Annotated in this window: 24 protein-coding genes; 3 read left to right on the forward strand and 21 right to left on the reverse strand. The window is 57.4% G+C overall.

Going from position 1 to position 24,126, the window contains the following annotated elements:
* Positions 1-55: 55 nt before the first annotated feature.
* From hisA to mug, 3 genes are all read right to left on the reverse strand, one after another.
* Positions 56-814, reverse strand: coding sequence for a phosphoribosylformimino-5-aminoimidazole carboxamide ribotide isomerase (hisA, locus tag ACI5FR_RS14465; RefSeq protein WP_405455343.1), 759 nt, complete (start codon positions 812-814; stop codon positions 56-58).
* Between the two features lie 106 nt (positions 815-920).
* Positions 921-3,113: an alpha-galactosidase gene (locus ACI5FR_RS14470; RefSeq protein ID WP_405455344.1), complete on the reverse strand. Its 2,193-nt coding sequence runs from the start codon at positions 3,111-3,113 to the stop codon at positions 921-923.
* A gap of 23 nt (positions 3,114-3,136) precedes the next feature.
* Positions 3,137-3,649, reverse strand: a complete 513-nt coding sequence (mug, locus tag ACI5FR_RS14475; protein WP_405455441.1) for a G/U mismatch-specific DNA glycosylase — start codon at positions 3,647-3,649, stop codon at positions 3,137-3,139.
* A gap of 111 nt (positions 3,650-3,760) precedes the next feature.
* Here mug and ACI5FR_RS14480 point away from each other — a divergent pair, with 111 nt between their 5' ends.
* Positions 3,761-5,176, forward strand: a complete 1,416-nt coding sequence (locus ACI5FR_RS14480) for a hypothetical protein (RefSeq protein WP_405455346.1) — start codon at positions 3,761-3,763, stop codon at positions 5,174-5,176.
* A gap of 91 nt (positions 5,177-5,267) precedes the next feature.
* On the opposite strand, the gene ACI5FR_RS14485 is transcribed toward ACI5FR_RS14480, so the two are convergent.
* Both ACI5FR_RS14485 and ACI5FR_RS14490 read right to left on the reverse strand, forming a co-directional pair.
* Entirely contained in the window at positions 5,268-6,452 is a 1,185-nt protein-coding gene (locus tag ACI5FR_RS14485; protein ID WP_405455348.1) for a LuxR C-terminal-related transcriptional regulator, read from the reverse strand.
* Entirely contained in the window at positions 6,453-6,923 is a 471-nt protein-coding gene (locus ACI5FR_RS14490) for a hypothetical protein (RefSeq protein WP_405455350.1), read from the reverse strand.
* Between the two features lie 139 nt (positions 6,924-7,062).
* Between ACI5FR_RS14490 and ACI5FR_RS14495 the strand changes: the two genes are divergently transcribed.
* Together ACI5FR_RS14495 and ACI5FR_RS14500 are read left to right on the forward strand one after the other, a co-directional pair.
* Complete coding sequence (locus ACI5FR_RS14495; protein WP_405455352.1) at positions 7,063-7,734, forward strand: hemerythrin domain-containing protein; 672 nt, start codon at positions 7,063-7,065, stop codon at positions 7,732-7,734.
* A 33-nt stretch (positions 7,735-7,767) separates the two neighbouring features.
* Positions 7,768-8,226 (forward strand): DUF2269 family protein, encoded by a 459-nt coding sequence (locus tag ACI5FR_RS14500; protein WP_405455354.1) that lies wholly within the window; start codon positions 7,768-7,770, stop codon positions 8,224-8,226.
* A 38-nt stretch (positions 8,227-8,264) separates the two neighbouring features.
* On the opposite strand, the gene ACI5FR_RS14505 is transcribed toward ACI5FR_RS14500, so the two are convergent.
* The 16 genes from ACI5FR_RS14505 to recA form a co-directional block, all read right to left on the reverse strand.
* Positions 8,265-8,756 (reverse strand): low molecular weight protein-tyrosine-phosphatase, encoded by a 492-nt coding sequence (locus ACI5FR_RS14505; protein ID WP_405455356.1) that lies wholly within the window; start codon positions 8,754-8,756, stop codon positions 8,265-8,267.
* A gap of 22 nt (positions 8,757-8,778) precedes the next feature.
* Positions 8,779-9,666: a diacylglycerol/lipid kinase family protein gene (locus tag ACI5FR_RS14510; protein ID WP_405455358.1), complete on the reverse strand. Its 888-nt coding sequence runs from the start codon at positions 9,664-9,666 to the stop codon at positions 8,779-8,781.
* Positions 9,667-9,747: 81 nt separating this feature from the next.
* The gene (locus tag ACI5FR_RS14515; protein WP_405455360.1) at positions 9,748-10,236 is read right to left on the reverse strand and encodes a YlbF/YmcA family competence regulator; all 489 of its coding nucleotides are present in this window, start codon (positions 10,234-10,236) and stop codon (positions 9,748-9,750) included.
* Between the two features lie 43 nt (positions 10,237-10,279).
* Positions 10,280-11,845, reverse strand: coding sequence for a tRNA (N6-isopentenyl adenosine(37)-C2)-methylthiotransferase MiaB (gene miaB / locus ACI5FR_RS14520; protein WP_405455362.1), 1,566 nt, complete (start codon positions 11,843-11,845; stop codon positions 10,280-10,282).
* Between the two features lie 65 nt (positions 11,846-11,910).
* Positions 11,911-12,510, reverse strand: a complete 600-nt coding sequence (gene pduL / locus ACI5FR_RS14525) for a phosphate propanoyltransferase (RefSeq protein WP_405455364.1) — start codon at positions 12,508-12,510, stop codon at positions 11,911-11,913.
* 183 nt (positions 12,511-12,693) lie between these two features.
* Positions 12,694-13,563 (reverse strand): 2-oxoacid:ferredoxin oxidoreductase subunit beta, encoded by an 870-nt coding sequence (locus ACI5FR_RS14530; protein WP_405455365.1) that lies wholly within the window; start codon positions 13,561-13,563, stop codon positions 12,694-12,696.
* 3 nt (positions 13,564-13,566) lie between these two features.
* Positions 13,567-15,306: a 2-oxoacid:acceptor oxidoreductase subunit alpha gene (locus tag ACI5FR_RS14535; protein ID WP_405455367.1), complete on the reverse strand. Its 1,740-nt coding sequence runs from the start codon at positions 15,304-15,306 to the stop codon at positions 13,567-13,569.
* A gap of 208 nt (positions 15,307-15,514) precedes the next feature.
* A complete protein-coding gene (locus ACI5FR_RS14540) occupies positions 15,515-16,456 on the reverse strand; it encodes a dipeptidase (protein ID WP_405455369.1) in 942 nt (313 codons plus the stop codon).
* A gap of 189 nt (positions 16,457-16,645) precedes the next feature.
* Positions 16,646-16,906, reverse strand: a complete 261-nt coding sequence (locus ACI5FR_RS14545; protein WP_006036664.1) for a stage V sporulation protein S — start codon at positions 16,904-16,906, stop codon at positions 16,646-16,648.
* Between the two features lie 108 nt (positions 16,907-17,014).
* Positions 17,015-17,809 carry a TIGR00282 family metallophosphoesterase gene (locus ACI5FR_RS14550; protein ID WP_405455443.1) on the reverse strand — a complete coding sequence of 265 codons (795 nt, stop codon included), beginning with the start codon at positions 17,807-17,809 and terminating at the stop codon, positions 17,015-17,017.
* A gap of 72 nt (positions 17,810-17,881) precedes the next feature.
* Entirely contained in the window at positions 17,882-19,426 is a 1,545-nt protein-coding gene (gene rny / locus ACI5FR_RS14555; RefSeq protein WP_405455372.1) for a ribonuclease Y, read from the reverse strand.
* Between the two features lie 197 nt (positions 19,427-19,623).
* Positions 19,624-20,829: an ROK family protein gene (locus ACI5FR_RS14560; protein WP_405455374.1), complete on the reverse strand. Its 1,206-nt coding sequence runs from the start codon at positions 20,827-20,829 to the stop codon at positions 19,624-19,626.
* Complete coding sequence (locus ACI5FR_RS14565; RefSeq protein ID WP_405455376.1) at positions 20,822-21,370, reverse strand: chromate transporter; 549 nt, start codon at positions 21,368-21,370, stop codon at positions 20,822-20,824. The genes ACI5FR_RS14560 and ACI5FR_RS14565 overlap by 8 nt, the downstream gene beginning before the upstream one ends.
* Positions 21,370-22,002, reverse strand: a complete 633-nt coding sequence (locus ACI5FR_RS14570; RefSeq protein WP_405455378.1) for a chromate transporter — start codon at positions 22,000-22,002, stop codon at positions 21,370-21,372. The genes ACI5FR_RS14565 and ACI5FR_RS14570 overlap by 1 nt, the downstream gene beginning before the upstream one ends.
* A 182-nt stretch (positions 22,003-22,184) precedes the next feature.
* The gene (locus ACI5FR_RS14575; RefSeq protein ID WP_405455380.1) at positions 22,185-22,961 is read right to left on the reverse strand and encodes a regulatory protein RecX; all 777 of its coding nucleotides are present in this window, start codon (positions 22,959-22,961) and stop codon (positions 22,185-22,187) included.
* 81 nt (positions 22,962-23,042) lie between these two features.
* Positions 23,043-24,089: a recombinase RecA gene (recA, locus tag ACI5FR_RS14580; protein ID WP_405455381.1), complete on the reverse strand. Its 1,047-nt coding sequence runs from the start codon at positions 24,087-24,089 to the stop codon at positions 23,043-23,045.
* Positions 24,090-24,126: the final 37 nt, after the last annotated feature.

The raw sequence follows: 24,126 nt of genomic DNA on the forward strand, positions 1-24,126 counted from the left end.
CATTTATCCGTCGTGGAAAAAAACGCCAGGCTCGGTCACGAGCCCAGCGTCCCACTTATAATTTGCTCCAATGGTCGATCACGTCACGATAGCTCAGGCGGCCGCCAAAGATGTCGAGCGCGCTCCCGATCGTAATGTCGAGCTTGCCTTGCCCCAATTCTCGAAACCGCGACAAGTCCTCCAGCGACCGCGCCCCGCCCGCATATGTCGTCGGAATCGTCACGCACTCCGCCAACAGCTGAACCAAAGGCTCGAGAATCCCCGTGCGCTTCCCTTCCACATCGACGGCATGGATCAAGTATTCGTCGCAGTACCGTTCCAGCTCGCGCAGGCTGTCCGGCGTCAGCTCGAAATCGCTGAATTGCGTCCATTGATTCGTCACGACGTACCACCGGCCGTCCTTCATTTTGCAGCTGAGGTCGATGACGAGCTTGTCCTTGCCCACCTCGGCCACGAGCGCGCGCAACCGGTCCATGTCGAGTCGCCCGTCGCGAAAAATATACGACGTCACAATGACGTGAGACGCTCCCTTCTCCAAATACGAGGTTGCGTTGTCTGCGGTGATGCCCCCGCCAATCTGCAAGCCGCCCGGGTACGCCTGCAGCGCCCGGACCGCGGCCTCCTCATTGCCCCCGCCCAGCATGATCACGTGACCTCCGGTCAACCGATCCTGGCGGAACAACTCGGCGTAGTAGGCCGAGTCATGCTCGGACACGAAATTTTCCACCACCGGGCGGTTCTCCGTATTCAAGGTCTCACCGACGATTTGCTTCACTTTGCCTTGGTGCAGGTCGATGCATGGTCTGAACTTCATTCGCTTGCTTCCGCCTCTCTCATGATTGTCCTTCTCTCCATCATACTCCAAAACGCCAAAAAACCAAGTGCGAAAGTTCGCACTCGGTTCCTCTTCGATATCCGGATCATGAGACGCTATCTCCCTGTAGCACCTTGTAATGATACAATCCGAAGCTGAACGGATTACGTAAGCTTACCGATATCGAGGCCCCTGCTTTCCCGGCCTCCAGCGGAACTTCAATCGACTGCGGGGAATCTCCGAACTCGACCAATTGATTCCGGGCTTCCATCAACAGCAGCGGCCGGAGGCTGAGCCGCCAATCGCCGCTGCGTCCCGCCTCCAGCCCCCAGAGCGGAATCGACGCCGAAGGGTCCGGATGAAGCTCGCGCAGGACGAGCAAGTACCCTTCGGTCACCCCCGTGATCGATTGGAAGCCCGTCCAACTCGTCCCATCCGGGGTATCTCCGATCGGCAGCACATGACCGTTCAGAATATGGTGTTGATGCTCGTTATAGACACGCAACGCTTGCTTCAAGATCCCGATATTCTCCTCGCTTAGGCCGGTCAGCTCCATCCAAATCAGCGGATTCGAGAACATCGTGACGGCGAACGCGTATGCGATTCCGCAGCGATACGGGGAGAGTGGGTCGTCGCCGTATACATGGCGGTTGCGGTCTACGTTCAGCACTTCCATCTGCAGCTTGTGAGCCGGCACATACTTCGACAGCAGCCACAAGTTGCGCAGCGTCCAATGCGGATAATAGCTGCGGAAATCCGTATACCGATTCTCCAGGAACAAGCCGCCATACTGGGTGCGCCCGAAGTAGCCCAACCGGATTTCGTTCGTTGTGTCGAGATTGAAGTAGACGCGGCCGTTCGCAGCCTGGACCACGGTCTGCATCATCCGCACGAGCCGGTTCTCCCCATGCTTCGACCGAATTTTGATCCCGTCCAGCTTGAAGTAGCACACCCTATACCGGCGGTGCAACTCCAGCAATCGATCGGCATCCTTATGCCAATTCACAAAATCATGCGCCGAATCCGGGGAAAACCAGAGCGCGAGCCTCACGCCGTACCGTTCCGCAGCCTCCACAAGCGGCTCGAACCCGTTCGGGAACCGCTCGGGATGGATGTTCCAGAACCCGTCGCCATCCGCATAATAATCGCTCCACCGGCCGCCCGCCGGATTGACGGAGTTCGTCGTATTGCCGTGCTGCCAGCCGTCGTCGATCTGGACGTTCGTCACCCCCAGCTCGGCCGCTCGCTGCAGCTCGCCCAGGACGAACGATTCGCTGACGCGGCCGTCCTTCGAGCGGTCCCCCCAGTTGTTGCACATGAGGAAGAAGTCCCGCTCGGGCTTCGGACGCCGGATCGCGCGATGCAACCCGTCGAGGTGGCGCAGGGCGTCATATTCGCTCCCCCCATACACGCCTACTGCGGAGCCGTATGTCGGAATCCATTCGTCTTGGCTCCAGTCTTCCGGCCCGATCCCGCTCCCCGTCACCCGAAGCCGCCTCCGGTTGAATTCGAAATCGCCCCCCGGGTCTTGCAAATGACCATGAGGGGTCGGCCCTTCCTTCACGATAAGCAAGCCGGTAGGCTGCAATGACTGCCGGAGCATCAAGACGTTGCCGCGAAGCTTGCGTACATCGTTCGTATAGTGCAAGCCTTCCTCGAAGCTGATCAAATTGTTGTTCGTATCCGTCACATCGCGCAGCTCGACCGCCTGCCAATGAAGATGGAACGAGGCGAGCGGCAGCGAATCGAGATAGTCTTCGCTCCGGGCGGCAGGTGTCGATAGCGCGTTCTGGTCCATTCCAGCGGAAGTCTCAGCCCCCGATGCTCCAGAACGCGCCGGATTCGTCTCAGACGGATGCAGGTCGCCTTCGGTTCCAGAGCCGTGGCGAACCGATGCCGTCTGTCGGATCCAGCCGGTTCCCGGATAGATCACATACTCCAGCTTCAGCTGCCGGTCGCTCCAGCTATAGTGGACCGTCACCTTCAAATGCTCGGCCCCGATGCCGAAGTCATCGTCGGTCCCGAATTCCACTTTCATCGTCCGAGGGCGTTCTTCCCCGCACCCCGGAATCCGGCAGCTGTGCAGCTGTCCTCTTGCATCCGCATCCAGCCACTCCGTCCCGTCGGCCTTATTGAGCAGGGAAACGGAAATCGGGATGTCTCCCGACACACTCCAGCTCCTTTCGATCCATTCGTTGCCGATGACCAGAGTATTCTTATCGACCTTGACGTAACAGTCTTTGTACGCATAAGCTGTTGGCTGCATGAGGCACCCCCGTTTGAATGTGTTTTTAATCATGCGCTCCCTCGCTTGAAAGAGGTCTAATCCAGCCGATTCCTCATTTGCGCGAGCGGCTTGAACAGCGCTACCAGCTCGTCCAGCGACAGCCGAACAAGTCCGCTCGTCGACGGAGCGATAAAGTCGCTGACGCCCTCGACGATGGAGAATGGCTGCCAGCCCCAGCTGCTCTTCTTGATTCCGCTGAATTGCTCGTATACGCCCTTCCCCACATAGCAAGCCGCTCGGGGTCGATACCGCTCGAGCTTCGCCCGCAGTTGAAGCGCCCCATGGGCGTACTCCTCCTTCGTAATCTCCGCCGCCGTGCGCGTCGGCCGGCTCACGATGTTGGTGAAGCCATAGCCCAAGTCCAGCAGCGCTCGACCCTCCTCGGACTTGTACAGCCGATCCGTCAGACCGGCGCCATGGAGTACCCGCCAGAATCGGTTGTTCGGGTTCGCGTAATGATGTCCGACTTTGCTTGAGCGCAAGCTCGGATTGTAGCCGACGAACAGTACCTTCAGTCCCGGCCGAATATGGTCCGGTATCGCCTCCAGCATGTTGGATCCCTCCTTCTTTCGACTCGTGTCAACCGGGATAAACACACATTTTTAGGCTCCCGCATACTATGTGTTACTTGAAAACCCTTTCCCGGGAGATGAAATCGTATGGAGACTTCATTAGTCTCACTGCACTGGATTTACTTGGCCTGTGTCCTCGTCATCATCGGCTTTATGGTCCGACGCCGGGACACGACGCTCGTATGCGTCGCCGGCATTCTGTTGTTGGGCCTAGTGGCGACGCACTCCATCAGCCACTCGATCAGCGGCGTCTTCAACAGTTTTATTTATGCCATTAAAGAATTAATCGGCACCATTCTCGTCATCTCCATCATCGTCTCTCTGAGCAAGGTGCTGATCCGAACCGGAATCAACGAGGTGATGATCTCCCCGATCTCGCGCCTCATTCGGACGCCGAGCTTGGCGTTTTGGGTTATCGGGATCGTCATGATGGTCATCTCTTGGTTTTTCTGGCCTTCTCCCGCCGTCGCTCTCATCGGGGCCGTCTTGCTCCCCGTCGCGGTGCGCGTCGGCCTACCGGCTCTCGGCGTCGCGATGGCGATGAACTTGTTCGGCCACGGCATCGCTTTATCCGGCGACTTCGTCATCCAGGGCGCGCCCAAGCTGACGGCGGACGCCGCCGGCATTCCGGTAGGCGACGTGCTGTCGGCCAGCATCCCGCTCGTCATCGTCATGGGCGTCGTGACGACAGTCGTCGCCTTCTGGATGATGCGCCGCGATATGAACACGGGCCGACTGACTCCGTACACCGGCCGGACGACATCCGTCTCCGGGCTGGAGGACAGCGGCTCGGCCGACGATCCTGAGCGGCAGGCGCTCTCCCAGCGCTCCAAGGTCGTGCTGGCCATCCTGATCCCGCTCCTGTTCGTAGCCGATATCGTCGCGATGTTCCGGCTCGATCTGCAGGGCGGCGACGCAACCGCGCTCATCGGCGGAACGGCGCTGTTCATCATGCTGGTGCTTTCCCTGCTGGCGCACAAAGGCAAAGGCTTGGAGCGCACCACGACCTACTTGATCGACGGGTTCCAATTCGGCTTCCGCGTCTTCGGTCCGGTTATCCCGATCGCCGCCTTCTTCTATCTCGGCGACTCGGCGTTCGTCGACATCTTCGGCAAGCTGCTGCCGGAAGGGTCGCACGGCATCGTCAACGATCTCGGCCTCGCGCTCGCGAATCACGTGCCGGTCAATACGACGGTGAGCGCCGTCACGCTCACATCCGTGGGTGCGATCACCGGGCTCGACGGCTCCGGCTTCTCCGGCATCTCGCTCGCCGGCTCGATCGCGCATCTGTTCTCAACGGCGATCGGCTCCGGCATCGCCACCTTGACCGCGCTCGGCCAGATCGCGGCGATCTGGGTCGGCGGCGGCACGCTCATCCCGTGGGCGCTCATCCCGGCCGCGGCGATCTGCGGCGTCGATCCGTTCGAGCTCGCCCGCCGCAACCTGAAGCCGGTCGTGATCGGCCTCGCCGTCACGACACTCGTGGCGATCTTCCTGATCTGACCGCAACACTAACCACCCGCAGCTTCGCTCCGAACAGGGGGCGGTGCTGTGGGTGGTTTGCCGTGGAGCCTATCCACCCTCCACCACCGGTTCACACCGAGTCCGCCGGAAGATCCGCTTCGAGCACATAGCGGGTTAGCGCAGCGCGCGACGACAGCTCCAGCTTTTGAAAAATACGCTCCAAATGAGTCGTCACCGTCCGCTTGCTGATGAACAGGGCTTGCGCGATTTCCGCGTTCGTCATCCCTTGGGCGACGCAGACCGCCACCTGCTGCTCCCTCGCGCTCAGCACTGTCAGATGCGGCTCCTTGGCCTTCGCCCACTCCAGCAACGCTCGTTTGACCACTTGTGCGAACAGCGGCCTCCGTTGTTCCTCGGGCAGCGCTTCTGCCTGAGCGGCCGTTTCGCCGAGCTTCCGGCCCAGCTGCCGGATGAATTCATCCTCGAATTGGTCGAAGAGCTCCGCCTCCGCGTTCGACGCTTCGCAGCAGACGACGCCTACAAACCGGTCGAGGGCGTGCAGAGGAAATCCTAGGAAGCTCGTTTTCAACTCATTCTCCCGGCCATTGGACTCTTGTCGAGCAGTCTCGCAGCCCAGCTTTTCCGTTTCCATGCGAACAGTATGGAGGAACCTAAGCTGCGAGCGTATATTCCGAAGCCGGACGACCGTTCCCCTCGAACGGACGAGTGCCGCCAGACGCCGAATCGGAGCCTCATCCAATGTACTAGCCCCGGAGCCAAGCGTTCCCCTCGCCGTCACGATCCGTCCGTCTTCTTCATCGGCGGGAACCCAGAAGGCGGTATTATGCCAATCGAGCACCTCGGACAACGCTTGAAGCATATCCCCGAATCGTCCATCTGCCTGCTGAACGGGATGCTCCGGCTCACTCTGGCCTTTTCGGACCGCCTCGACTTGAAAGACAACTACCGAGCGCAGCTCGATCAGCTGCGGATCGCCGGCCATCCAGGCAATGTCCTGAAGCTCCTGCGCGATGCGGTCATAGAGCGGCCCGTCGGTCTCGGACCGGACATAGCGGATGTCGACTTCCCAACTCAGCATGTCGGCAGGGTCTACCGCGCGCAGCAGCGCCAGCGGAACTTTCTCCAAATTGATCATACTTTTCTTAAGCAGCTGATTGGCCACCGCGATATGACCGGAATCGACGGTCCAGACCCTGGAGAGATTCGTGATATTCGGGACGCGATCCTCCGATACGGTCACGAGGGTCATCGGGAATATACCCGCGAGAGCAGGGATAAGGGCTGCAGGAATCATCTACGGCGAACTCCTTTCCTGCAGAAGCGATCCGGCGAGTGGACCGGGCGTTTGGATATAGACGGCTTCGCCCTTCACTCCGAGGGCTATGCAGTCTGCCGGATTCTCATTCACGAGCGCCAGCAAATCCGGGAAAGTCGCGCGGATCAAACTGCGCTCCCGGTCCATACAGGCCAGATCCTCTTTGTTGACGGGGCGGACGCGGATGAAAGGGCCTTTCACCTGATAGGACTCATTGTCGATTCCGGAAGTCAGCAGCACGGCTAGCCAGTCCCCTTCCCGGAGCGATGGGCGAAGCCGAAGCCACTCGTGGCGGAGAATGTAGATCCACGACACGTCTTCTCCCGGCTCTTGACCGAACCCGTAGCCCCGACAGCCAAACGGAGCCTGCCCTTCCCTCCACGCCGCAAGATGTATGAATTTGGGAACCGGCCGCTCCAGGAAACTTGCAAATTCCATGGGCCATTTCATGCCATTCTCCTCTTTTCATTCCATATAAGACAAGCCTGCAAAGATACGGCCACCGACGAAATACGTATTTCTACCGATACCGGGACGCCGCCTCCTTCTCTATGATGGGAGTAACCCATTATTAGGAGGAGATTTGAACATGTCAACGCGGTTTAACTTGTTTACGATCATCCATAAAGGTCTTCGCCATGCCTTGCAGCACTTGGTCTGGACGGCTGGAAGACTCGATGTCGCCGATCGCGGGGAACGCGAGAAGTTCTACGCGGAGTTCAACCGAATCGCGCTTATGCTGCATCAGCATGCGAACGACGAGGATACGTATTTCCAACCGCTGATCGAGAGCTGCGCCCCGGAAGTCGCGGAAGAACTGGAGACGCAGCATAAGCGGTCCGACGCGCTCTTGATCAGGCTGGAACAGACGATTCAAACTCTCGAACGTGCCGAAACCTTCCCATCGGGGACATGGCTAACCTTCGTGGACGAACTCAATCGGTTCGTCGGGGACTACTTCCTGCACCTCTATCATGAAGAATGCGTGGCTATGCCGCGATTATGGGAAGCTTACGAGGACGCCTTCCTTATGGAAGCGAGTGTGAAGCTGCGTCAAAATATCCCGCCGCACATCCAAAGCGATTTTCAGCGTTATATGATTCCGGCCATTACGATTCAGGAACAAACGCTGATGCTTACCCTCGTGAAGCAATCTGTACCCGCGCCTGTCTTTGAAGAGTTGTGTAAGCTGTTCGAATCGCTTCTGTCTCCCGAGGAGTGGGCAGCGCTGCGTTCACGAGTTGTGGCTATGCAAAACTAACGAAAACTCAGTCTATTGGAAAGCGGTGCTCTTATGCTAACTACTCTGATTATCATTCACATTTTGTCGGCCGTACTTGGTTTGGGCCCAGCGTATGCCTTCCCGTTCATGCTGAAGTCGACCAACTCACTCCAAGCCATGAAGCATTCCGTCGGGCTGGTAGCCCGACTGGAAATGTTCCCTAAAGTATTCGGAACGCTAGCCGTTCTCTCCGGCCTTTTGTTGATTTGGCTCGGCTCATACGGGTCTATCCTTCAGATTTGGCTAATCGGAACGTTAATCATTTATGCGGGGCTTGAGGTAATCGTCATCGGATTCCTGAATCCGGCGGCTAAGACACTTCAGGCTCAACTAGCCGACTTGCCGCATGAAACAGATGAGCCGCTTCCTTCCCTTGTCGCCAGAAAGTACGCGCATGTGCGCAACCTTCATACGATAGTCGGGGCCATTAGCCTTCTAATCTTCATTCTCATGATCGTAAAACCGGCTTAAAAAAACCAATCATCCCCGTGCCGCGATCCTGCGCTTCGTTAGGCGAGTCTTTCTCGAATATGCGACAGCAGGTTCCGGCACCCTTCCTCGATCAGCTCGTACACATGCTCGAAGTTGCCGGTGTAATACGGGTCCGGCACGTCCTTCACCCGGGCGTTCGGCACGAAATCCATGAACAAATATACTTTTTTCCTCGAATCGTCAGCCGATTCGGCATTGGACGGTTGGCCCATGAGCCGGAGCATATCCTTCCTGTTTTGAGCGTCCATCGCAATGATATAATCGAACGCGACCCAATCGTCTCGGGCTACTTGACGGGCTCTAATGTCCTTATGCTCGATCTTCACCTTGTTCAGCTGCCGCTGGGTTCCCTGGTGCGGTGCTTGTCCGACATGCCAATCCCCCGTACCGGCCGAGTCCACGACGATCCGGTCGTCCAGACCCGCTTCCTTCACCTGATGACGCAAGACCGCCTCCGCCATCGGAGAGCGGCATATGTTGCCCAGACAGACGAACAATACATGGATCATGATGGAGTCGCCCTCCCAACATTTATATAATGTTCAAGCCTCCCGCGATTAGCTCGATCTCGGCCGGCGTCGTACCGCCCCACTCCCCGTCCACGTGGATGGCGAGCGGCTGCTCCGAACGGATCCGGACGCGTGCTGCCGACAGCATATGTACGGCCGATAGGCTTGTATGCGTTCCGGTAAAAACCCGAGGGAAGAACATCAGCAGCTGCCCCCGTGTAATCCCCTCGACGAGGCACAGATGGAACCGGCCGTCATCGCCGCGAGCATCGGGACATATCCGCATTCCGCCCCCGTAGTAGGGCAAGTTCGCCACCGCGATCAGCCATACGTGACGGTACGTCTGTACCGCTCCGTCCAGCTCGACCGTCACCGTCTGTGGCTTGTAGCTCACGAGAAGCCGCAGGACGGAGATGACGTATGACAAGCTGCCGAGTCGAATCCGGTTCAGCCAGCGCTTATAGAACGATTCGTTCGTCATTCGCGCGACTTCGCCGTCGAAGCCGATCCCGGCGGAGATGACGAACCGGCGGCCGTTCAGCTGCGCGGCATCTATCGTCCGGACTTCGCCGCGAACGATCCGCTCGAGCGCAGCCTGGGGGTCGGTCGGCACCCCGACGCTGCGGGCGAAGTCGTTGCCGGAGCCTGACGGGATACAGCCCATCGGGACCCCGCTTCCGATCAACCCGCCGGCCACCTCGTTCACCGTTCCGTCGCCGCCCAAGGCAACAACCGCTCGGGTGTCGGGCTGAGCCGCCAGCGTCTCCGCCAACTCCCTCGCATGCCCCCGGTACTCCGTATACCGGACGCCGTACGCGATTCCGCGCTCCGCCAACCGCCGTTCCGTCTGCGCCCATCGCACCGCGCCGTTCCCGTTGCCCGATGTCCGGTTTACTATAAACCAAATCATGCGTGTCCCCCGCCGAAGAAAAAATAGTACAACATTTCGGTCCGCTTGCTCACCAGAAACATTGTACTATTCGGGGTTCGTTTAGTCACTGCAATTTTTGGACTCGACCTCGGTCGCATCCAGCTTGATGTTCTCGGACACCGTATCCCGGACGACGGAGACGATCATTTGCAGCAAGTAATTGATGTCTTCTTGAGATTGCTTGAATTGCTCGACTACCGGGAAGGAGTCCAGCTGATCCTGCAGCTCCTCGATCTCTCCGTTGATTTTCTCGACCATCTTCGCATTCTGGAACGATTCGAACGCGACCGCTTCCTTCTGCCGCTTTTTGATCAGCTTGATCAAATCCTGCACTTCTTTGTGGTCCTTGATCTGCTGCTCCGCCTGGCGGTAGAACTTCACCTCGTCCGATGTGGAGATCAAGTTCGCCAGTTCCTTCGTCCGTTTCATAATATCTTCACGCACGATGAGATCGCGTACGTTGTATGTCTCTATCGAGCAGTTGCCTTCGTGATCATGATCATGCTCATGGTGAGCGTGGCTGTGAGCCTCATGTTCTTGCGCCGCCATCCTAGTTCCTCCTATCGATACGTTCCTGATGTCGTTGCCCGGGTTAACCGGCATTCGCCCGTTCCGGTGCGTGTACCAGCTCGCCCTTCAGCACCCATGTCTGCGGCTCGGTAATCCGCACTTCCACCCGCTGTCCGGTCAAGGCCACATCGCCTTGGAAGTGAACGAGCTTGTTCGTGCGCGTCCGACCGGACAACATCTCGGCATTGGTCTTGCTCTCGCCTTCGACCAGCACTTCCACTAGGCGACCGCGCAGCTCCTCATTCCGTTCGCGGCCGATCTCATTCAGCAGCTCGTTCAGACGAGCGAGCCGCGCCCTCTTCACTTCCGCCGGCACGTTATCCTCCATCTCGGCGGCCGGTGTGCCTGCCCGCGGCGAGTAGATGAACGTGTAGGCCGAGTCATACCGCACCTCGCGGACGAGGGACATCGTCTCCTCGAATTGCGCTTCCGTCTCCCCGGGGAACCCGACGATAATGTCCGTCGTCAGCACGACATCCGGGATCGCCTGTTTGATTTTGCGGACGAGCTCCAAGTAATGCTCCCGCGAATATTTGCGGCTCATCTTCTTCAGCACTTCCGTGCTGCCGGATTGGACCGGGAGATGGATGTGCTCGACGAGATTGCCCCGCTTCGCCAGAACATCAATAAGAGGATCGTCGAAATCCCGGGGATGCGAAGTCGTGAACCGAATCCGGGGGATGTCGATCTTGTGCACGTCGGCGAGCAGATCGGCGAACGAATAGTTCAAATCCTCGAAGTCTTTGCCATAGGCATTGACGTTCTGCCCGAGAAGCGTAATCTCTTGGAACCCTTGTCGCGCCAGGTCCCGGATCTCGGCCAGCACATCTTGAGGACGGCGGCTGCGTTCCTTCCCCCGCGTGTAGGGCACGATGCAGTACGTGCAGAACTTGTCGCAGCCGTACATGATGTTGACCCAGCCCTTCATCCCTTCGCGCTTCTTGGGCAAGTTCTCGATGATGTCGCCTTCCTTCGACCAAACCTCGACGACCATTTCTTTGCTGAAATAGGCGTCCTTGAGGAGGTGGGGCAGGCGGTGTATGTTGTGCGTCCCGAAGATCAGGTCGACGAAGGCATGCTTCTGCATAATGCGGCTCACGACCGACTCTTCCTGGGACATGCAGCCGCAGACGCCGAGAATGAGCGACGGCTTCTCGAGCTTCAGATGCTTCAGGTGGCCCAGCTCGCCGAACACCTTGTCTTCCGCATTCTCCCGAATGGCGCACGTGTTCAACAGGATGACATCGGCGCTGTTGCGGTCTTCCGTACCCGTGTACCCCATCGCTTCCAGCATGCCTCGAATCACTTCCGTATCGTGCTCGTTCATCTGGCAGCCGTATGTGGTGATGTTGTACGTCTTGCCCCGGCCCAGGTCCTTCAGCTCGTCGGGAATGCCGGTCTCGTAGTGCACCTGGATCTCTTCCTTGCCCCGCCGCTTCTCATCCTTGTAAGAAGGCTGGGAGACGATATGAATATCGCGGCCGTTCACCCGGATGATCTTGCCTTGCTCGTCCTCGCGGATGACCTTGGCGCCCGACATGTCGAAATATTTGGAGTAATCTTTGGAATCCTTCGTATTGTTGGACATGATCGTACCTACTTTCTAGCCTGCTATCCCCCAAGTATATCATTTTTCACTAGAAAATAAAACGCTCAGCCCTGCACGATGACCGCCCGATCCCCCGTCTTCACCCCGGCCGCGTTCGCTTCATCGGTGTCAATGTGCAGATCCAGCCCATACTGCGGCGAGACTCGTGCCAAGACGTCGGTGAATATTAGCGGACGCTCCCCCTGCAGCCGCACATGCAGCCGGTCCTTGTCCCGAATGCCCCACGCTTCCGCCTCGGACGTGTGGAAGTGAATGTGCCGCGCCGCGACGATGACCCCCTCCTCAAGCTCGATCCGACCCTTCGGGCCCTTCACGATCAGGCCTGGCGTCCCATCGATCGACCCGGATTCCCTTACCGGGGGGTCAATGCCCAGCGTGAACGCGTCCGTGCGAGACACTTCGATCTGCGTGCGGCCTCGAGTCGGCCCGAGAATACGCACCTTGCCGAAGCTCCCCTTCGGTCCCTCGAGCTCGACCGTTTCTTCGGCGGCGAACTGACCGGGCTGGCTGAGCGGCTTCAAAGGCTTCAGGGCGTACCCGGCCCCGAACAACTGCTCCAAATGGTCTTTGGACAAATGGATATGACGTGCCGACACTCCGATCGGGACCAGGCGTTCGGTCGATTGTTGCTGCTGCTCGCTCATGGTGGTCGCCCTCCTTTATGTACATAAATGTGAACTCGACAAATTCTTTTTTCGCATCTCTCTATTATACCCAAAATAAGGGATGAAGAAAAATTACCACATTCTATGAGTTCCCGATATGACATTTATCACTTAACTAAAAGAAGGCTGCGAATCGCTCGCAGCCTCCCTCCTCTATATCTATTACTTGAACTCGGCGACCAGCTTGGAGAAGTCGGCTTCGCTCAGCTTCAGATCCTGCTTGGACAGCGACTCCGAACGGAAGCCCGGCACGAGCTCTTCGTAGCTTTGCTTTTCCTTGTTCTGATAGATGATCCCGGTCAGCATGCCGTTGGTCTCCATCAGCTTCGTCATGGCTTGAATGCGGTTCGACGGATCGTAGTCCGGAATGTCGTCCAGATCGACGATGTTCTCTTTGAACCACTCGTACGTGTTGAACTTATTGAAGGTTACGCATGGGCTGAAGATGTTGATCATCGAGAAGCCTTTGTGCTTCATGCCTTCCTCGATAATCGTCGTCAGCTGCTTCAGGTTGCTCGAGAACGATTGAGCGACGAACGTAGCCCCGGCGGCAAGCGCCATCTCCAGCGGAGCCAATTCGGTCTCGATCGAGCCTTGCGGCGTATACTTCGAGTTAATGAAGCCTTTCGCGCTGCGAGGCGAGTTCTGACCCTTCGTAAGTCCGTAGATTTGATTATCCATGACGATATAGGTCATGTCGATGTTGCGGCGGATCGCATGTACGGTGTGGCCCATGCCGATCGCGAAGCCGTCTCCGTCGCCGCCGGAAGCGATGACGGTCAGCTCGCGGTTCGCCATCTTCACACCCTGGGCGATGGGAAGCGAACGGCCATGAATGCCGTGGAAGCCGTAGCAGTTAATGTAACCCGAGATCCGGCCGGAACAGCCGATCCCGGAGATAATCGCGAGATTCTCAGGCTCGAGCCCGACGTTAGCCGCTGCGCGCTGGATGGCCGCTTGAACCGCGAAATCGCCGCAGCCCGGGCACCAGTTCGGTTTCACATTATTTCTGAAATCTTTTAAAGTAGCCATTGCTTATTTCAGCTCCTTACACTGATTGTGAATTTCCGATGGCAGGAACGGAGTTCCGTCGTACTTCAGCATGCTTTGAATCTTGTCGGAGTACCCGACATGCAATTTAATCTGATCCGCCAGCTGGGCTGTTGCGTTATTCTCGATAACGAGCACTTTCTTCGCCTTCTCCACGTAAGGAGCGAGCATGTCGGCCGGGAACGGATGAATGAGACGCACGGTCACGTGGTTTGTCGCCATGCCGTCCTGCGCCAGACGGGCTCTCGCTTCGTCGATCGTGCCGCCGGTCGAGCCCATGCCGATGATCAGCAGATCCGGCTGCTCGTTCGGTGCATCGGCCTTGATCGCGTTCGTCAGCTTCGTCTGAACGTCCTGCAGCTTTTTCAGACGCTTATCCATCATGTTCTTGCGGTTAACCGGGCTCTCGGACGGACGTCCGGTTTCGTCGTGCTCTACGCCGGTCACATGGTGCAGACCGCCCTTCTCCCCCGGAATGACGCGCGGGGAAACGCCGCTCTCGGTGAACTCATAGCGCTTGAACAGCTTGCCGTCTTCGAGAGGCGGCAAGTCCTTCGCCACGTTGCCGCGATCGATGACGATCTTGTCGTAGTCGAGCAGCTCGGACGATTGCTTCCCGAGGGACAGCTGCAGGTCGGTCATGACAATGACCGGCACTTGGTATTGATCGGCGATGTTGAACGCTTCGATCATGTCGTAGAAGCACTCTTCGATCGTGCTAGGCGCGATGACAACCTTCGGAATTTCTCCGTGGGTGCCGTACACCATCGCGTTCAAGTCGGATTGCTCTTGCTTCGTCGGCAAGCCTGTGGACGGACCGCCGCGCTGCGTGTTGATGATGACGACCGGCGTCTCGGTCATGCCGGACAGGCCGATCGCTTCGGTCATGAGCGACAAGCCGGGACCTGCGGAAGCGGTCAAGGAGCGCACGCCTCCGTAGTTGGCGCCGATCGCCATCGTGACGGCTGCGATCTCGTCTTCGGTCTGGATCACCGTACCGCCGAACTTAGGCAGTCGCTTGATCAAATATTCCATAATCTCGGAAGCCGGCGTAATCGGGTAAGCAGGCATGAAGCGGCAGCCTGCGGCGATGGCGCCCAAGCCGATGGCATCGTTGCCGATCATGAACAGCTTTTGCTTGCCGTCGGCAGGAGCCAGTTCGAATTCCTTGAGCGGACCGCCCGCGAGCTCCAGGACGAAATTCGCGCCGCGTGCAACCGCGTCGATGTTCTTCTCTACGACAGCCGGACCCTTCCGGCCGAATTCTTCTTCTACCGCTTTATTGAAAACTTCCAATGGCAGTCCGAGCAGAGCCCAGGATGCGCCGGAAGCAACCATGTTCTTCATTAGAGATGTGCCGAGTTCTTCAGCGATCGCTGTGATAGGCACCGGGAACAGACGTGCATTAACTCCTTCCGGAATCGTTGGGTTGAACTTCGCATCGGCAACAACTACGCCGCCGGGACGAAGCTCATGCACGTTCAGATCGATGCTCTCCTGGTCGAACGCGACCAAGATATCCAAGTCGTCGGAAATGGCTCGCATTGGTGTGGTACTGATGCGGATTTTATTATTCGTATGGCCGCCCTTGATTCTCGAGGAGAAATGACGGTACCCGTACAAATAATAACCAAGACGGTTCAGAGCGGTCGAGAAAATCCGATCCGTACTTTCCACACCTTCCCCTTGTTGCCCGCCGATCTTCCATGACAATTGACTAATCACAACTTCCACTCCTTTGAACTAGTTCCTCAGCAACATTTTGTGTGGCGTAACAAATTCTTAACATCTTGTGTCAACCAAATTTTATGACTTCACCCGTCAAAATGCAAGAATATTCGACCCGTGTAAAACATAGTATTTTTCGATTGAATCCATCTCGGGATTAGATTGATTCGTTTTATAGCATTCTCATTTTGGTTTCTATTGCGATTTAGGCTTCCGGAAGCTCTCGAGCAAGAAAACGCTGCCAATTCCGATGCATAAACTGCTCGGCTTGCTCCTCGCTGAACCTTTTCAACAACGCTTCAATCAGGTTCCCAAAGCACCCCGCATGCTCAAGCCCCGGCACTTTAATATCGATCCCGTCGTAATCGGAACCTAGACCCAGATGCCGCTCGGCGCCCAGTTCGCAAAACCGCTCCACATGCCTCAGCAAATCGTCGATTGTAGCCGGGGTCCCTCGTGCGATGAACGGCGGGTAAAAATTCAAACCTATCATTCCGTTCCTTTGAACAATCGCTTCGATCTGATCGTCCTTCAAATTGCGCGGATGGCCGCAAATGGTAAACGAATTCGAATGAGAGGCGAGAAAAGGACGGTCCGACAGCTCGGTCAGCTCCCAGAAGGCAGGCTCACATAAATGTGACACATCTATCAGTATACCCAGCCGTTCGCATTCTTTAACAAGCGCTCGGCCTTTTCTAGTAAATCCGCCCTGGCGCGGCTCCAGCACTCCGTCTGCCGCCCAATTCGCGTAGTTCCATGTAAGCCCGAGGGACCGCACGCCGAGCTTGTACAACGTCCGGAGATGCGCCAGGTTGCCCGCCAGTGCGTCGGCTCCTTCCAATGCCAGCAGCGTCCCGATCCGCCCTTCCCCCTCCAAATGCTGCAGATCGTCCCGCGTGCGCACGAGGGCTACTTCCGGATGCTTCGCGACGTGAGAGTCGTATAAGTCGATGCAGCGCAGCACGTCCTGGAACGTTCCATGCTCCAGACTCTCGGGGAGCCAGATGGCCAGCCACTGCAGCTTTACGTTGGATTTCTTCCATTTTGTAAGGGTCACGTCCAGCCCGGACGCCTCGTCCGCTATATCCAGCTTCGGATTCAGCAGCAGCTTGCTTAGCAGATCGCAGTGCGCATCGATCACTTGCATGTCGGATCCCGCCTCTCCAATTCAATTCCGTTTATGTATTCATATACACAAAAGAAAAACGTCTCACGCGACGTCTTCTCTTCCTGCATCTATGATACGCGACCGTACGCGCGTTCGCTGCCCCTGTACATGGAAATCAATCGCCATCCCTGGCCCCTCCGCCATGCTTAAGCCCTGCATCCGCTATGCTCAGCGGGGTTCGACGATAAGTTTGATCGCGGTCCGATCCTCCCCGTCAATGACTATATCGGTAAAAGCAGGGATGCAAATCAGATCCACTCCGCTCGGCGCGACGAATCCCCTCGCGATCGCTACCGCTTTGATGGCTTGATTGAGCGCCCCTGCCCCTATCGCTTGAAGCTCGGCCCCTCCGCGTTCGCGGAGCACGCCCGCTAACGCCCCTGCTACGGAGTTAGGGTTGGACTTTGCTGAAACTTTTAATACATCCATGAACTCGTTACCTCCTCGGGAATGTTGGATTGATTCCACTACTAACTCTATTCCGGTCAGCAGCATTTCATTCCTTTTGTCCCAAGGCGGTTGCGACGAGCCCTTGAATCACGCCCAGACGGTCTCCGTCTCGAACCGGCGGATGAGCTCAATTTTCTTCGACAGCCCGGTCTCGTCGTCCAGCTCGATCACAACAGCGTGAAACTGCCATTTGCCCTCATCCGCCGTGAACCGAACCGGCAGCCCGGTCTTGAACTTCTGCAGCACGGCGGTCCGCTCCATGCCAAGGATGCCGTCCCGCCCGCCGACCATGCCCACATCGGTCACATAAGCGGTTCCCTGCGGCAAAATCCGTTCGTCATGCGTCTGCACATGCGTATGGGTGCCGACTACCGCGGAGACTCTGCCGTCCAAGTACCACCCCATAGCGATCTTCTCCGAAGTGGCTTCGGCATGGAAGTCCACCAAGATGTGCTTGTGATTCTTCTTTAGCTTCTCCAGAATCGCATCCATCGTCTGGAACGGACAATCGAGCGGCGGAAGGAAGGTGCGTCCTTGCACGTTGACAATGACCAGCTCCTTCGACAGGCCCTTCACCACGGCCACACCTCGGCCCGGCGTCCCCGGCGGATAATTGGCCGGGCGCACCATGCGCTCCTCCCGGTCGATGAAGTCGAAGATGTCCTTATTGTCCCACGTATGATTGCCAAGCGTAATGCCGTGCACGCCCTGGTCGAAGAACTCCTTGGCGATCGCCGCCGTAATGCCCCGGCCGCCGGCCGCATTCTCCCCGTTCACGATAATGACGTGCGGGTTATGCTTGCTTCTCAGCTCTGGCAGCGATTCCTTAAGCGCTCTTCGGCCCGCCGCCCCCACAATGTCTCCAATAAATAATACGCGAATGCTGTTCAACCCCTGTTCGTGTTTGGAAAAGCAAACGAGAAGTGGCTTCTGCCACTTCTCCTCGTGCTGATCTTATTTGGCATATTCGACTGCCCGGGTTTCCCGGATGACGGTCACCTTGATGTGACCCGGATAGTCCAATTCGCTTTCGATCTTCTTCGTGATGTCCCGAGCGAGTCGGAACGCTTCCGCGTCATCGATCTTCTCCGGCTGTACCATCACGCGTACTTCGCGTCCGGCCTGGATGGCATATGACTTCTCCACCCCGTCGAACGATTCGGTGATCTCTTCGAGCTTCTCGAGTCGCTTGATGTACGTCTCGAGGGTCTCCCGACGAGCTCCCGGTCTAGCCGCCGACAACGCGTCCGCCGCTCCGACGAGCATGGCGATGACCGAAGTGGCCTCGCAATCGCCGTGGTGGGACGCGATACTGTTGATGACGACCGGATGTTCCTTGTACTTCCTGCCGATCTCGACGCCGATCTCGACGTGAGACCCTTCCACTTCGTGGTCCAACGCTTTGCCGATATCGTGGAGCAGGCCGGCACGCTTCGCCAACGTGACGTCTTCTCCCAATTCTCCGGCCATCAGCCCGGTCAGATAGGCGACTTCCATGGAATGCTTCAATACGTTTTGTCCATAGCTTGTCCGGAATTTCAGGCGACCCAAAATCTTGATCAAATCCGGGTGCAACCCGTGAACTCCGGTCTCGAACGTAGCCTGTTCGCCGTATTCGCGAATCCGCTCGTCGACTTCCTTCCGCGACTTCTCGACCATCTCTTCGATCCGGGCCGGATGAATCCGACCGTCCGCCACCAGCTTCTCGAGCGACGTCCGGGCAATCTCCCGGCGGATCGGGTCGAATCCGGACAGAATCACCGCTTCCGGCGTGTCGTCGATGATGAGGTCGATTCCCGTCAACGTCTCTAGCGCCCGGATGTTCCGGCCTTCGCGTCCGATAATGCGGCCCTTCATTTCTTCATTCGGGAGCGTCACGACCGATACGGTCGTCTCAGCCACGTGATCGGCCGCGCAGCGCTGAATCGCGAGGGTGATCACTTCGCGGGCGCGCTTGTCCGCCTCTTCCTTGGCCTGGCTCTCGATTTCCTTAATCAATTGCGCCGTCTCATGCCGCACTTCCTGCTCCACGTTGGTCAGGATGATCTGCTTCGCCTCTTCCATCGTCAGGCCGGAGATGCGCTCCAGTTCTGCGACTTGGCTGCGGTACAGCTGGTCGATCTGAGACTGCGTGTCTTCAATTCGTTTCTCTTTGTTGGTGACCTGCTCTTCTTTGCGCTCTAGAGATTCTAACTTTTTATCCAGCGATTCCTCTTTTTGCAACAATCGTCTTTCTTGCCGTTGAATTTCATTCCGACGCTCACGAATGTCTTTTTCAGCTTCGGCGCGAAGCTTGTGAATCTCGTCCTTCGCTTCCAGCACCGATTCTTTCTTCAGTGCGTCGGCGTCTTTCTTAGCGCCCTCTATAATTTGCAGGGCTGCCTGTTCCGCACTGGAAATTTTCGCCTCAGCAAAAGATTTGCGGATAAAATAACCAATCCCAAAGCCCAGTACACCAACAACGAGAACAATGATGATCCAGATGATCGTGTTAGGCAACTCGTTCACCTCCCTCGTTGGTCCTCCAAGGGGTTAGCTTGGGATATTCGGTTTTTAATCCGTATTTCATTGTAATTCGCGGGTCAAGCAACAACGATTCAATATGTGGCGAAACTAGATGATGCTCATGCCTATTTTAGCTTCTGCCAAAGAAGATTGTCAAGTTCATACAGCCGGGGCCGTGCCTCTCCGCGACGCTACTCGGACAACTGATTCACGATCATGGCCGCGGCCCCTACGGCGAGCGCTTCGTCGGACAATCGCCCCCTGCTGAAGGAGACCGGATAGGCCGGATAGTACATCGTGTTCTTGAGCGCCACCTGTGTGCTCGTCTGGTAAAACAGCTCATTGCTCGTGATCAGAGGACCCCCGAGAATGATGCGTTCGGGATGCAGGATGTTCATCAGATTGGACAACCCGATCCCAAAATAAGTAGCCGCCTGCAAAAACAGCTCCGTCACGAGACGGTCGTCCTGACGCAGCGCGTGCAGCAAATGGCTGAACTCCACGTGTTCCGGGTCTGTGACAATCTCGGACAGTACGCTGCGCCTCCCTTGCTTCAGCAAGGAACGGGCTTGATCCTCCAGCACCGGGATCGACACATAAGACTCGAGGCAGCCATAGACGTGCGGCCTCTCCCGATGCGGGCGCCCGTCGGTCTGGATAATCATCTGCCCGATCGAGCCCTCCATATCGACGGCACCGTAGACGAGCTGCCCGTTCGAGATCATAGCGGAGCGCAGTCCGACGCCGGCGCGGACGTACAGCAGGTGCCGGTACTCATTCGGCGAGCCGGCCCAATATTCGGCGAGCAGCGCCGTATTGGCGCCGTTATCCAGGACGACGGGCAGATCGGTCGCCTGCTCCAGCATCGCCACGATCGGCACTTGATGCCACCCGGGCGCAGGGAAATAGGAAGGGTTCAGAATCGTTCCCTTCCCCCGGTCGAGCGGCCCTACGGAGCCGATCCCGATGCCGAGCAAACGCTCCGTGGGCAGCCGGTGCTTTTCTTGCAGCCGGCCGATCGCCTCCGCCACCTGCTCGACGAGCACAGCCGAAGTCATCCGCTCGGTCATTTCCCAATAGACGGAATCCAGCTGATCCAGCTGCAAGTCGCACAAGACGAGCTTGCTCGCGGCGCGGGATATATCCAGACCGAACGCGTAAGCCGCGTCGCGGCGGACCCGGTACAGCACCGGTCTGCGCCCGCCCGACGATTCGCCGTGGCCGCCCTCCTCGATCCAGCCGCCCTCGATCAGCTCGTCCAGCATACGAGTGAGCGTGCTGGACGTCAGGCCGCTCTGCTCCAACAGATCGAGCTTCGACACCGTCGCTTGCTTGCGGATCGCTCCGAATAATTCTTTTGCTTTCTTAGTGGAGATCCGGTCTCCAAGCTTATACATATAACGCCACTCCTACCAATCCGGAGAGCAGTATCACGATCAAGGGATGCGTCTTGTACTTCAGCAGCGCGATAAAGGCTCCGGCGAAGATGACGAGAAATCCGACCAGATGGATGTCCACACGCTGGATGGCGCCGCTTCCGAGCGCGAACCGGACGGCCGCATAGAAAATAAAGGCCGCTACGATCGGCCGCAACCCGCTGAAAGCGAGATCCATCCAGGCTTGGCTCCGATAGCGGGCGATAACGAGGCCCACGATGACGACCAGCAGCAGGGACGGCATCACGATGCCGAGTGCTGCGACGATCGCGCCCAGGACGCCTGCCGTGTGATATCCTACAATGACCGCGCTGTTCGCGGCGATCGGTCCTGGCGACATTCCCGATATGGCAATCATATCAGAAAACTCGCGCGCGTTCATCCAGTTCCTGGCGACGACCTCATGCTCGATGACCGGCATCATGGAGTAGCCGCCGCCGAAGGAGACGAAGCCGATTTTGACGAAGGTTAGAAACAGCTCGACGAGATGTCCTATGTTCATCAGATCCCATCTCCAAAGAAGGAATCGTCCTGGACATAGCGCGCTCGCGCCATAGGTGCGGTCGGTTGTTTACCCAGCTTTGCTTGCATGAAGAAGACCGCCATGCCGATGAGCCCCCCGACTAGGATGACAAGCGTAGGGGATACCCACTGCATCAGCAGCACAACCGCGGTAATCGCCATTAATAGAATCGAAGTTTTATCCGAAATGGAAGTTTTATAGATCCGTACGCCTGCGTAGACGATTAAAGCTACGATCGCTGGCCGGATGCCTTCCAGTGCCGCTTGTACCTTGACATGGTGCTGCAAGCTGGAGAATCCGATCCCCAGGCCCAGTACGATCAGGAACGTCGGCAGCAGCATACCCGCCATCGCCGCTATCGCACCTGCTACACCATAGAGGCGATGCCCGATCATAGCCGAGCTGTTCAGGGCGACAGCGCCCGGAATCGTCTGGGAAGCGGCCAGAATATCGGCCAGCTCATCACTCGTCACCCATCGCTTCGTCTGTACGAATTCCCGTTCGAACACCGGCACCATGGCGAATCCGCCGCCGAAGGAAAGCGGACTGATGCGGAAAAAGGTCCAGAACAGTTGTAAATACGACTTCCAGTTCCCCCTATGTTGGTTCATGGCTCCCCAATCCTCTCCCAAACTGATGAAGTTAAGATAAGTATACCTCACTTTTAATCATTTTGGAATAAAGATCGGAGGAATCTTTAGGCATCCGCCTATGAACAACCATGAAACGGGCGTATATCCGACTAAACCTATGCACTTTAAATTCAAATTGGATAAAACGCGTTCATTCGGTTTCAATCCAAGCTCATATCTTCTTCGGGCTCCCACATCTCTTCCGATTCGTCCGCAGGCTCGTTCGCCATCAGCTCGCGGAGGATGCCGTTCACCATCGAGGCCGTATACCCTCGGCGCATCAGGAATGCCGCCAGCTTGCGCCGCTTGTCCTGCGGCGCGCCGGACATCGATTGCCAGCGCCGCTCGGCCAGTTGCCGTGCCGCCTCCTGCTCTTCCTCAGGCGTCACCTGAGTGAGCGCCTCCTGAATCACATCGCGCTTCACGCCCTTTTGCTGCAGCTCTTGCTGCACCCATCGGCGGCCCTTCCGCTGCTCGAGCATGCGATGCTCGGCCATCTGCGAAGCGAACTGGGCATCGTTGGCGTATCCTTGCTCCTCGAGGCGCCGTACAGCGGCTTCGCAGTCGCTCTCGCCGTGACCTTTCCGCTTCAGATAGAGCTTCACCTCGCGCAGCGCTCTCGGCCTTCTCCCTATATAGGCGAGCGCGTCCGACCAAGCAGCATGACGCTTCACGTCCGCCTGGATCGCCAGTGCCGTAGCGGCATCGATCGACTGGCCTCGGAACAACCGATATTCGACCAGCACATCTTCATGTACCGTAAAGGCTAATGCTTCATTAATATAAACTTGATACCGGTTCACCTTCCTAGGATGCCGTTCGACCGCGGTGATCATTCCTTCGAGTGGTGTCTTCTGTTCCTCGTTCGGCTGGAGCTCTTCGCTCGGCAACTCCAGGCCCTCATAGCGTTTGCGCCCTCGTCCCCGCTTGAATGTCATCGTGCTGTTGCCCTCCTCTGAACTCAATACTAAAAAGCGCCCCTCTGCCTTGAAGCAAAGGGGCGCTCTATCACCACGTCCTTATTCAAACGCAGCCAAATCTTCTTCTTCCTCTTCGTCATCCACGTTGGCCGGGATCGAAGTGACTAGATTGCTCATCGACCGAATCTTCTTCTCAATCTGGTCGGAGATCTCCGTGTTCTCTTTCAGGAACTGCTTCGCATTCTCACGGCCTTGACCGAGTCGCTCGCCATCGAACGAGTACCAGGCGCCGCTCTTCTGGACGATGTCCATCTCCGTGCCGATGTCGATGATGCTGCCTTCCTTGGAAATGCCTTCGCCGTACATAATATCGATGTCGGCTTGCTTGAACGGAGGCGCCACCTTGTTCTTCACGACCTTGATCCTCGTCCGGTTCCCGACCACGTCGTTCCCCATCTTGATCGACTCCACCCGCCGCACATCGAGACGGACGGAGGAATAGAACTTGAGCGCGCGGCCCCCTGGCGTCGTCTCGGGATTACCGAACATGACGCCGACCTTCTCGCGAAGCTGGTTGATGAAGATGGCGATGACCTTCGACTTGTTGATCGCCCCGGACAGCTTGCGGAGCGCCTGAGACATCAAGCGGGCCTGCAAGCCGACATGAGAATCCCCCATGTCTCCCTCGATCTCCGCCTTCGGGACGAGCGCGGCGACCGAGTCGATGACGATGATGTCAACCGCGCCGCTGCGCACGAGCGCCTCGGCGATCTCGAGCGCCTGCTCACCCGTGTCCGGCTGAGACAGCAGCAGCTCGTCGATGTTGATGCCAAGCTTGCTCGCATACAGAGGATCGAGCGCATGCTCGGCGTCGATGAAGGCGGCTTGTCCGCCGACGCGCTGCACTTCGGCAATGGCGTGCAGGGCAACCGTCGTCTTACCGGACGATTCCGGTCCGTATACTTCGATAATTCTTCCGCGCGGGAATCCGCCGATGCCGAGTGCGATGTCGAGCGCAAGCGAGCCGCTCGGAATCGTCTCCACCTGCATATGCGTGGATTCTCCCAATTTCATAATCGAGCCTTTACCGAATTGCTTCTCAATTTGGCGCAAGGCGTTCTCTAGTGCAGCACGACGATCTGACAAGCCACTCACTTCCTTCTTAGGAATTCAATTGAATTTT

Origin of the sequence: Paenibacillus sp. HJGM_3, assembly GCF_045062745.1 — a bacterium.
GTDB lineage: Bacteria > Bacillota > Bacilli > Paenibacillales > NBRC-103111 > Paenibacillus_AA.

Excerpts from the sequence above, each read along its gene's own strand:
- ACI5FR_RS14480 (WP_405455346.1), top strand. The coding sequence starts at position 3,761 with ATGGAGACTTCATTAGTCTCACTGCACTGGATTTACTTGGCCTGTGTC.
- ACI5FR_RS14505 (WP_405455356.1), bottom strand. The coding sequence starts at position 8,756 with ATGATCCATGTATTGTTCGTCTGTCTGGGCAACATATGCCGCTCTCCG.
- ACI5FR_RS14500 (WP_405455354.1), top strand. The coding sequence starts at position 7,768 with ATGCTAACTACTCTGATTATCATTCACATTTTGTCGGCCGTACTTGGT.
- ACI5FR_RS14565 (WP_405455376.1), bottom strand. The coding sequence starts at position 21,370 with ATGAACATAGGACATCTCGTCGAGCTGTTTCTAACCTTCGTCAAAATC.
- ACI5FR_RS14570 (WP_405455378.1), bottom strand. The coding sequence starts at position 22,002 with ATGAACCAACATAGGGGGAACTGGAAGTCGTATTTACAACTGTTCTGG.
- ACI5FR_RS14485 (WP_405455348.1), bottom strand. The coding sequence starts at position 6,452 with ATGATTCCTGCAGCCCTTATCCCTGCTCTCGCGGGTATATTCCCGATG.
- ACI5FR_RS14495 (WP_405455352.1), top strand. The coding sequence starts at position 7,063 with ATGTCAACGCGGTTTAACTTGTTTACGATCATCCATAAAGGTCTTCGC.
- ACI5FR_RS14575 (WP_405455380.1), bottom strand. The coding sequence starts at position 22,961 with ATGACATTCAAGCGGGGACGAGGGCGCAAACGCTATGAGGGCCTGGAG.
- ACI5FR_RS14510 (WP_405455358.1), bottom strand. The coding sequence starts at position 9,666 with ATGATTTGGTTTATAGTAAACCGGACATCGGGCAACGGGAACGGCGCG.
- miaB (WP_405455362.1), bottom strand. The coding sequence starts at position 11,845 with ATGTCCAACAATACGAAGGATTCCAAAGATTACTCCAAATATTTCGAC.
- ACI5FR_RS14560 (WP_405455374.1), bottom strand. The coding sequence starts at position 20,829 with ATGTATAAGCTTGGAGACCGGATCTCCACTAAGAAAGCAAAAGAATTA.
- pduL (WP_405455364.1), bottom strand. The coding sequence starts at position 12,510 with ATGAGCGAGCAGCAGCAACAATCGACCGAACGCCTGGTCCCGATCGGA.
- ACI5FR_RS14540 (WP_405455369.1), bottom strand. The coding sequence starts at position 16,456 with ATGCAAGTGATCGATGCGCACTGCGATCTGCTAAGCAAGCTGCTGCTG.
- hisA (WP_405455343.1), bottom strand. The coding sequence starts at position 814 with ATGAAGTTCAGACCATGCATCGACCTGCACCAAGGCAAAGTGAAGCAA.
- ACI5FR_RS14545 (WP_006036664.1), bottom strand. The coding sequence starts at position 16,906 with ATGGATGTATTAAAAGTTTCAGCAAAGTCCAACCCTAACTCCGTAGCA.
- ACI5FR_RS14515 (WP_405455360.1), bottom strand. The coding sequence starts at position 10,236 with ATGGCGGCGCAAGAACATGAGGCTCACAGCCACGCTCACCATGAGCAT.
- ACI5FR_RS14470 (WP_405455344.1), bottom strand. The coding sequence starts at position 3,113 with ATGATTAAAAACACATTCAAACGGGGGTGCCTCATGCAGCCAACAGCT.
- ACI5FR_RS14530 (WP_405455365.1), bottom strand. The coding sequence starts at position 13,563 with ATGGCTACTTTAAAAGATTTCAGAAATAATGTGAAACCGAACTGGTGC.
- ACI5FR_RS14490 (WP_405455350.1), bottom strand. The coding sequence starts at position 6,923 with ATGAAATGGCCCATGGAATTTGCAAGTTTCCTGGAGCGGCCGGTTCCC.